This is a genomic window from Streptomyces sp. NPDC027185, from assembly GCF_055567035.1.
This window is the reverse complement of record NZ_JBVHRF010000004.1, coordinates 790,200-799,099: the sequence shown is the minus strand read 5'-3', so window position 1 is coordinate 799,099 and position 8,900 is coordinate 790,200. Positions and strand designations below refer to the sequence as shown.

The following is an 8,900-nucleotide window of genomic DNA, read 5'->3' as shown; positions in this document are numbered from 1 at the left end:
CGCCCGGTTACATTCCGAACCCGGAAGCTAAGCCTTTCAGCGCCGATGGTACTGCAGAGGGGACTCTGTGGGAGAGTAGGACGCCGCCGAACAATATTTCAGGACCCCTGGTCCCAGCGTTCATGCTGGGACCAGGGGTCCTTTTTGTTTTTCCCGAAGCGCGCCGAAGTGGTCGGTGCGTGAGAATGACTGCAGTACCGAAGACAGGAGTCACGTCGATGCCCACCAACTCTTCCGACGATCGTTCGGAGCGCCGTCCGCAGCGGCGCGATGACGGCGACCGCGGTGGTTTCCGGCGTGATGACCGGGGTCCGCGACGTGACGACGCCCGTGGCGGACGCCCGTCCGGTGGCGGGTACGGTCGGCGGGATGACCGTTCCTCCGGTGGAGACCGTGGCGGGTTCCGGCGGGATGAGCGGCCGTCGTTCCGGCGGGATGACCGTCCCTCCGGTGGAGACCGTGGGGGCTTCCGGCGGGACGATCGCCGCGATGAGCGCCGTGACGACCGTGGGGGCTTCCGGCGCGATGAGCGTGGCGGCGACCGTGGCGGTTTCCGGCGCGACGACCGGCGTGATGAGCGCCGCGATGACCGTGGCGGTTTCCGGCGTGATGAGCGCCGCGATGACCGGGGTGGGTTCCGTCGCGACGAGCGCAGTGGTGATCGTGGTGGGTTCCGTCGCGACGAGCGTCGTGATGAGCGCGGTGGCGATCGTGGCGGGTTCCGGCGTGATGACCGGCGGGATGAGCGGCCGTCGTTCCGGCGGGATGACCGTCCCTCCGGTGGTGACCGTGGGGGCTTCCGGCGGGACGACCGCCGTGACGACCGTGGGGGCTTCCGGCGCGATGAGCGCGGTGGCGACCGTGGCGGGTTCCGACGTGATGAGCGCCGCGATGACCGGGGCGGCGATCGTGGGGGCTTCCGTCGGGACGACCGGCGCGATGAGCGCCGTGACGACCGTGGGGGCTTCCGGCGCGATGAGCGCGGTGGCGACCGTGGCGGGTTCCGACGTGATGAGCGCCGCGATGACCGGGGCGGCGATCGTGGGGGCTTCCGGCGGGACGACCGCCGTGATGAGCGTGGCGGCGACCGCGGGGGCTTCCGTCGGGACGACCGGCGTGATGAGCGCCGTGATGACCGTGGGGGCTTCCGTCGTGATGACCGTGGCGGTGATCGTGGTGGGTTCCGGCGTGATGAGCGCCGTGATGAGCGGGGCGGGTTCCGTCGCGATGACCGGCGGGACGACCGGGGTGGCGACCGTGGGGGCTTCCGGCGGGATGAGCGGCGGGACGACCGTGGCGGTTTCCGGCGGGATGATGACCGGGGGCGGCGTCCTTATGGGGGCGGGCGTGGGCGTGAGGAGCGGCGGGATGACCGTCGGGACGAGCGGCGGGAGCCGATCAAGCGGCTGCCGATTCCCGATGACGTCACCGGTGACGAGATCGACAAGGAAGTGCGGCAGGAGCTGCTGAGTCTGCCGAAGACGCTCGCCGAGGACGTCGCCAGGAACCTCGTCATGGTGGCGAAGCTGCTGGATGAGGACCCGGAGCGGGCGTACGGGTACTCGCGGGTCGCGCTGCGGTTGGCGTCGCGCGTCGCGGCGGTGCGGGAGGCGGCGGGCTTCGCCGCGTACGCCGTCGGTAAGTACAGCGAGGCGCTCGCGGAGTTCCGGGCGTCGCGGCGGATGACCGGCAGCGTGGAACTGTGGCCCGTCATGGCGGACTGCGAGCGTGGTCTGGGCCGCCCGGAGAAGGCGATGGCGATGGCCGGCGAGCCCGAGGTGGCGAAGCTGGACAAGGCCGGGCAGGTCGAAATGCGGCTGGTGGCCGCGGGTGCGCGCCGGGACATGGGGCAGGCGGAGGCCGCGGTGGTGACGCTGCAGAGCCCCGAGCTGGCGTCGAACGCCGTGCATCCGTGGACGGCGCGGCTGCGCTACGCGTACGCCGACGCGCTGCTGGCCGTCGGCCGGGAGGACGAGGCGCGCGACTGGTTCGCCAAGGCGCTGGAGGCGGACCAGGGCGGGACGACCGACGCGTCGGACCGGCTGGCCGAGCTGGACGGGGTGGAGTTCACCGACGCCCTGGACGAGTCGGCGGACGACGAGGACGGCGCGGAGCCCGCGGACGTGCGGGCGCAGGACCGGGACGCGGCCGGTGCCGAGGCCGTTGTCGACGCGGCGGTCGATGTGACCGACGAGGACACCGGTGAGGTCATCGAGGCCGGTCAGGAGCGTGCCGAGGGCCGTGCGGACGCTGCTGGGGACGCCCGCGAGGGTGGCGCCGGTGAGGACGGTCCGGGGCGTGCGGACGGTGAGCCCCGGAAGGGCTGAGCCGGTGCCGTGTCGCGGATGACGTGACGGATGGAGGGCGGGATCCCGTAGGGGTCCCGCCCTTCGTGCGTGGTGGGGCCCGGGGCCTCGCGGGTGGGACGCCGAGACCGCCGCCCCGGTAGGGGCCGGCCGGCGGACGAGCGTGCACCGAGGCTGAGCAGTGATACGGACACGCCCCGGGACGCCGGCCCGGGTGGTGCGGGCTCGTCCCCGGCCCCGTCCAGCCGTACCGGCGCATCCCCGGCGCAGACCAGCGGAGATGAGAGTGACGCCGGGCGGCGGACGGTCACGATTCGCGGGGCCTGGCCCCGCCCGTCGGCACAGGCATCCCCTCGGCTCGACCGGCGGTTCGGGCGTGGGCCGGCTCCGCCCTGCGGCACCGGCGCCTCCCGGAGAACGGCTCCCGTAGAGGCGGACCGTACAGCTCGGACCGGACCGTACCGCTCGGGACGGCGGTGTCCTGACCGTACGGCTCGGGACGCCGGCGTCGGGACCGTACGGCCAGGCCGGACCGTACGGCCAGGCCGGACCGTACCGCTCGGGGCGCCGCCGTCCGGGCGGTCAGGGCTGGGGGGCGTCCAGGGTGCGGAGGACCAGGCCGGTGGCGGGTTTGGGGCCGAAGGAGGTGGATTTGCGGGGCATGGTCACGCCTTGGCGGGCGAGGTGGCGGACGGTTTCCTCGGTGGCGGGGCGCATCAGGACGGCGGTGCCGCCGTGGCGGGCGGCCTGGGCGAGGGCGGCCTCGGTGTGGTGGAGGTAGGAGATGTCCGCGGGGTGGTCGGGGATGCGCCAGACCGTGTCGAGGAGGACGGAGTGCAGGACGGTGGCGTCGAGGGTCCGCCAGCGTTCCGGGCGGTCGCCGCGTACCGCTTCCTTCAGCAGGCGCGGGTCGGGGCGGTCGAGCAGATGGAAGGTGCCGGTGCCGCCGGTGAGGACGAAGGCGTTGCCGGGGGTGTTCTCCAGCGCGGCGAGGGCGGCGGACACGTCGCCCTCCAGGGGGCGGGCGCGGAAGGCGGAGCCGAGCCGGGCCAGTGCCTCGGTGGGCGGCAGATGCGGCAGCACCCGGTGGATGGCGCGGACCTGGAGCGGGTGGCGGGCGGTGTCGACGAGGAGGACCAGGCCGGCGGCCCAGGGGGAGTCCGGGCCGGTGTCGGGGGCCTGGTCGTGGAGGCGCTGGTAGGTGGCCCAGCGGTGGTGGCCGTCGGCGATGAGGGCCTGCCGGCCGGCCAGGTCCGCGTCGATCGCGGCGAGTTCGGCCGGGTCGGTGACGGCCCACAGGCGGTGGGTGAAGCCGTCCTCGGTGGTGGTGGCGAGCAGCGGGGCGCGGCGGACGGCGGTCTCGATGACGGCGGTGGCGCCGGTGACCGTGCCGTCGCCGCGGTAGGCGAGGAGCAGCGGTTCGAAGTTGGCGGCCGCGGCGCGCATCAGCTCCGCGCGGTCCTCGACGACCTCGGGGATGACGTCCTCGTGCGGCAGCACCGGACCGTCCAGCCGCAGTGCGCCGATCAGTCCGCGCTGGAGGAGGTCGCCGCTGCGCTGTTCGTAGACGTAGAGCGCGGGGTGCGGGTCCGGGGTCAGGACGCCCTCGGCGCGCCAGCGGGTGAGGGTGGCGGCGGCCTGCCGGTGCCGGGTGGCCGGGTCGGCGGCCTGGGGGAGGATCAGCCGCACGATGTTGTACGGGTCGGCGGTCTCCAGCAGCCGGACGCCGTCGGGCCGGACCACGACGTCGTACGGGGGAGAGGTGACCGCGGTGAGACTGCTGATCCGGTCCGGGGCGTAGCGCAGTCCGCGGAACGGGAGGAGGCGGAGGCCGTCGGTATCGGTCATTGGGGAATGCTACGGCGCCCGGTGTGTACGGGATGATCGGGGGCGAGCCTGGAAATGGCTGGATGTATCGGTGGTCCGTGACGCGGGCCGTGTGGTGGTGCGGACGGGACGTGAGAGTCCGCGCCCGGTGCGCGGTGCGGTGCGGGCGGTGAGGAGCGAAGCGGTATGACGGAGCGGATGCGCGGGCGGCCCGACGGGTGCGGGCGGGCGCTGAGCGCGGAGTACGACACGGCGTTGCTGGACCTGGACGGGGTCGTCTACTCCGGGGGCCTGGCCCTGCCGCACGCCGTGGACGCCCTGACCGCGGCGCGGGCGGGCGGGATGCATCTGGCGTACGTCACCAACAACGCGGCCCGGACCCCGGAGACGGTCGCCGGGCAACTGGCCGGATTCGGGTTGCCGACGAAGGCGTCTGACGTGGTCACCTCCGCGCAGGCGGTGGCCCGGCTGATCGCCGAGCAGGTGCCGGCGGGCTCGCGGGTGCTGGCCGTCGGCGGTGAGGGGCTGCGGGTGGCGCTGCGCGAGCGCGGGCTGGAGCCGGTGGAGTCCGCGGACGACGATCCGGCGGCGGTGGTGCAGGGGTTCGACGCGGGGGTCGACTGGGGGCGGCTGGCCGAGGCGGCGTACGCGGTGCAGCGCGGGGTGCCGTGGTTCGCGTCCAACACGGATCTGACGATTCCCCGGGAGCGGGGGATCGCGCCGGGCAACGGCGCGCTGGTCGAGGTGGTGCGGGCCGCGGCGGGCGGGGCGCCGCAGGTGGCGGGGAAGCCGCAGCCGCCGATGCACCGGGAGACGGTGCTGCGGACCGGGGCGCGCCGTCCGCTGGTCGTCGGGGACCGGCTCGACACGGACATCGAGGGCGCGTTCAACGGCGGGGTCGACGCGCTGCTGGTCCTCACCGGCGTCACCACGCCCGCCGGTCTGCTGGCCGCGCCGCCGCCGCACCGGCCCGCCTACGTCGACGCCGACCTGCGCGGACTGCTGGTGCCGCAGCCGGCGGTCGTGCCGGAGGGTGACGGGTTCCGGTGCGGCGGTCTGCGGGCGGTGGCCCGGGACGGCCGGCTGGAGGCAGCGGGCGAGGGCGCGCCGCTGGACGGTCTGCGGGCGCTCTGCGCGGCGGCGTGGACGGCGGCGGGCGACGGCGCGTACGCGGGTGAGGTGGATCAGGCGCTGCGGGCCGTGGGGATGTGAGCGGCGGGGCGGGCGGTACGGGCGGGCGGCGCCTCGTGAGGCTTGTGGCGGGCCGGGCCCGGGTCCCGGGGCTGCCTGCGGCGGTTGGCGCGGGAGGGCGTTCGCGTAGCGGTTTTCGCCGCCGTCGGGTGCCCGGCCCGGGGCTCGTCCCGGCTCCGAAGCTTTACGCGGGCCGGCCGGGGCGCGTGCCCGTATCCGGATTTCGGGTGGGGCGGGCGGTAGGGCCGTGGGCCCGCCGGTCACCGTCGCGCCGTTCCCTCGTACCGGTCGCACCGCCCGCCGTACGTCCGGGCCGGGCGTACGGCCCTGTGCCCGCGCCGCACCGGGCCCCGGCGGCCTGCGGGCCTGTCTCAGCTGACCTTCTTGGCGTTCCGGATGGCCTTGGTGAGGTGCTCGATGAGGGGGATGGCGCCGGCGTAGGAGAAGCGGGGTTCGCTGGACCAGGGGGTGATCTGGTCGGCCTTGACGGCGGGGAGCTGGGCCCAGGAGGGCTTGCTCGCCAGGTCCTTGGGCTGGAGGGTGGCGGTGCGGTTGTCGAGCAGCAGCACGTCCGCGCGGTACTTGTCGGCGTTCTCCCAGCTCAGGGACTCGAAGTAGCCGCCCTTGTCGAGGTGGTCGGGGACGATGACGTCCACGCCGAGCGACTTGTAGTACATGAGGTCGGCGTTGATGCCGGGGTTGGACGCGTAGAAGAGGTCGGCGCTGCCGGAGCAGGCGAGGACCTTGACGGGGTTGGCCTTGGCGGCGGCGCGCAGTGCGGCGCTCGCCTTCTCGAAGCGGGCCTTGGCGTCGGTGACGCGCTTGGCCTTGAGGTCGGCGCCGAGCGCTCCGGCCAGTTCCGCGTACCGTTCGATGATCTTGACGAGCGGGGTGCGGGAGGAGGTCAGCGCGAGGGTCGGGGCGAGCTGGGTGATCTTGTCCTTGCGGTCGTCGGGGACGAACCACAGGGCGCCCGGCTCGTACATGTTGGTGATCAGCAGGTCGGGGCGCAGGCCCGCGTACTTCTCGACGCTGAACTGGCCGTAGGCGTTGCCGATGACGGTGACCTCGCCGACGTCGAGGCCGCCGGCCTGCGGGTCGGGCTTGCCGTTCGGCAGCTTGGTCGGGCCGAAGACGCCGACGAGGCGGGAGTCCGCGCCGAAGTCGTGGAGGGCCGCGGCGGTGCCGGTGAACGCGACGACGCGCCGCGGGGTGTGATCCAGCGTCACCTTCTTCCCGCGGTCGTCGGTGAAGGACCAGGCGCCGCCCGACGCCCCGGAGTCCTTGCCGCCGCCACCGCCGCAGGCGGCGAGGAGCGCGCCGATACCGACGGCGCCGCCGGCGGCGAGGACGCCGCGTCTGGACGGGGTGAGGGTGCGGGAGGTGCGCATGGGTGGTGCTTCTTCCTGGGAGGGGCGGGGGGATCAAGGAGTATGAGGGTAGGCTAACCTAACTCTTCGTGTTGGTAGACAGTCCCCCCGAAACCGCCGTGGCCCCGGCGGCGGTGACGCCGTCGCGGCGGCGTACGACGCGCCTCGCGGGGCTGGTCGCCGCCCTCGCCGCGCTCGCCGTCCTGACCGCGCTCGGCCTCGCCGTCGGCGCCAAGCAGATCCCCCTCGACCAGGTCTGGCACGGCCTCTTCCACTACTCCGGCACCGACACCGATGTCATCGTCCACGACGTGCGGCTGCCCCGTACCCTCCTCGGGCTGGCCGTCGGCGCGGCCCTCGGCCTCGGCGGCGCCGTCATGCAGGCGCTGACCCGCAACCCCCTCGCCGACCCGGGACTGCTCGGCATCAACGCCGGTGCCGCGGCCGCCGTCGTCACCGCGATCAGCGTCCTCGGCGTCACCTCGCTCACCGGCTACGTCTGGTTCGCCTTCCTCGGCGCCGCGCTCGTCTCCGCCGCTGTGTACGTCCTCGGCGGGACCCGGGGCGCCACCCCCGTACGGCTCGCGCTGGCCGGTACCGCGCTGACCGCCGTCCTCATCGGCTACACCAACGCGGTCAACCTCCTGGACTCCGCGGCCCTGGACCGGATGCGGTTCTGGACGGTGGGATCGCTGGCCACCGCCACCCTGCCGACGGTCACCCGCATCGCGCCGTTCCTCGCCGCCGGGGCGGTCCTCGCGCTGCTGCTGGCCCGGCCGCTCAACGCCGTCGCGCTCGGCGACGACCAGGCCCGCGCGCTCGGCGCCCGGCTCACCCGCACCCGGATCCTCGCGATGTGCGCGGTCACCCTGCTGTGCGGCGGCGCCACCGCCGCCTGCGGGCCGATCGTCTACGTCGGACTGATGGTGCCGCACGCCGTCCGCGCGCTGACCGGGCCCGACCTGCGGTGGATCCTGCCGTACTCGGCGGTCCTCGCGCCGGCGTTGCTGCTCGGCGCGGACGTCCTCGGCCGGATCGCCGCCCGGCCCGGGGAACTCCAGGTCGGCATCGTCACCGCCCTCCTCGGCGGACCGGTCTTCATCCACCTCGTACGGCGCCGGAGGACGGCTCAGCTGTGAACACCCCCGTGACCCGCGCGCCGGACGCCCGGCGCACCACCACGCTGCGCACCCCCGGCGGCCTGTCGCTGCGGCTGGATGCCCGCGCCGTCGCCGCCGGGGCGGTGCTGCTCGCCCTCGCCGCCGCCGCTGCCGTCGCGCTCATCGGCTCCGGCGACTTCCCGCTGACCCCCGCCGAGGTGCTGCGGGCGCTGACCGGCGGCGGGGACGCCGGGCAGCGGTTCATCGTCCGCGAACTGCGACTGCCGCGCGTCCTGGTGGGGCTGCTGGTCGGCGCCGCGTTCGGCATCGCCGGGGCGGTCTTCCAGACGGTCTCGCGCAATCCGCTGGGCAGCCCGGACGTCCTCGGCCTCGGCCAGGGCGCCTCCGCCGGCGCGCTCTTCGTCCTCGTGTACCTGCACGGCGGCACCTTCGCCGTCGCCGCCGGCGCGGTCACCGGCGGCCTCGTCACCGGCCTGCTGATCTTCCTGCTGGCCTGGCAGCGCGGTGTCCACGGCTACCGCTTCGTCCTCGTCGGCATCGGCGCCGCCGCGATGCTCTACGCCCTCGTCCTCTACCTGCTGACCAAGGCGAACATCGTCGAGGCCACCAGCGCCACCACCTGGATGACCGGCTCGCTCAGCGGCCGTGACTGGTCCCAGGTGTGGCCGCTCGCCGCCGTCTGCGCCGTCCTCGTCCCGCTGACCCTGGCGTACGGGCGGCCGCTGCGGATGCTGGAGATGGGCGACGACGCGGCGAGCGCGCTCGGTGTCCGCGCCGGGCGGGTCCGCACCGTCACCCTGCTCGCCGCCGTCGTGCTGGTCGCCGCCGCGACCGCCGCCGCCGGCCCGATCGCCTTCGTCGCGCTGACCGCGCCGCAGCTCGCCCGGCGGCTGACCCGCGCGCCCGGCCCCAACCTGCTGCCGTCCGCCGCGATGGGCGCCGCCCTGCTGGTCGGCGCCGACTGGGCGGCACAGCGGCTGTTCGGCGCCGACCAGCTGCCGGTCGGCGTCCTCACCGGCGCCCTCGGCGGCGGCTACCTCGTCTGGCTGCTGGCCACCGAGCGCCGCGCCGGCCGGATCTGACCG

The 8,900-nt window shown here is 74.7% G+C and carries 6 protein-coding genes, 1 rRNA gene and 1 pseudogene; 6 read left to right on the top strand and 2 right to left on the bottom strand.

The features are described 5' to 3' along the window. The 3 genes and pseudogenes from rrf to ACZ4M8_RS17270 all read left to right on the top strand — a co-directional run. Positions 1-92 (top strand): 5S ribosomal RNA (rrf, locus tag ACZ4M8_RS17280); the annotation flags it as partial. A 639-nt stretch (positions 93-731) separates the two neighbouring features. Next, positions 732-1,376: pseudogene (locus tag ACZ4M8_RS17275) on the top strand (hypothetical protein); the annotation flags it as partial. A gap of 21 nt (positions 1,377-1,397) precedes the next feature. Beyond that, positions 1,398-2,327 (top strand): tetratricopeptide repeat protein, encoded by a 930-nt coding sequence (locus ACZ4M8_RS17270; protein WP_467608069.1) that lies wholly within the window; start codon positions 1,398-1,400, stop codon positions 2,325-2,327. Positions 2,328-2,888: 561 nt separating this feature from the next. Here the strand turns inward: ACZ4M8_RS17270 and ACZ4M8_RS17265 are convergent. After that, positions 2,889-4,154, bottom strand: a complete 1,266-nt coding sequence (locus ACZ4M8_RS17265; RefSeq protein ID WP_467607997.1) for a DUF1015 family protein — start codon at positions 4,152-4,154, stop codon at positions 2,889-2,891. A gap of 165 nt (positions 4,155-4,319) precedes the next feature. On the opposite strand from ACZ4M8_RS17265, the gene ACZ4M8_RS17260 reads away from it, so the two are divergent. Beyond that, a complete protein-coding gene (locus ACZ4M8_RS17260; RefSeq protein WP_467607995.1) occupies positions 4,320-5,345 on the top strand; it encodes an HAD-IIA family hydrolase in 1,026 nt (341 codons plus the stop codon). 350 nt (positions 5,346-5,695) lie between these two features. On the opposite strand, the gene ACZ4M8_RS17255 is transcribed toward ACZ4M8_RS17260, so the two are convergent. Then, positions 5,696-6,715 carry an ABC transporter substrate-binding protein gene (locus ACZ4M8_RS17255; RefSeq protein WP_467607992.1) on the bottom strand — a complete coding sequence of 340 codons (1,020 nt, stop codon included), beginning with the start codon at positions 6,713-6,715 and terminating at the stop codon, positions 5,696-5,698. 113 nt (positions 6,716-6,828) lie between these two features. On the opposite strand from ACZ4M8_RS17255, the gene ACZ4M8_RS17250 reads away from it, so the two are divergent. Next, entirely contained in the window at positions 6,829-7,833 is a 1,005-nt protein-coding gene (locus ACZ4M8_RS17250) for a FecCD family ABC transporter permease (RefSeq protein WP_467608067.1), read from the top strand. After that, entirely contained in the window at positions 7,830-8,897 is a 1,068-nt protein-coding gene (locus ACZ4M8_RS17245) for a FecCD family ABC transporter permease (protein WP_467607990.1), read from the top strand. The genes ACZ4M8_RS17250 and ACZ4M8_RS17245 overlap by 4 nt, the downstream gene beginning before the upstream one ends. Positions 8,898-8,900 lie beyond the last annotated feature (3 nt).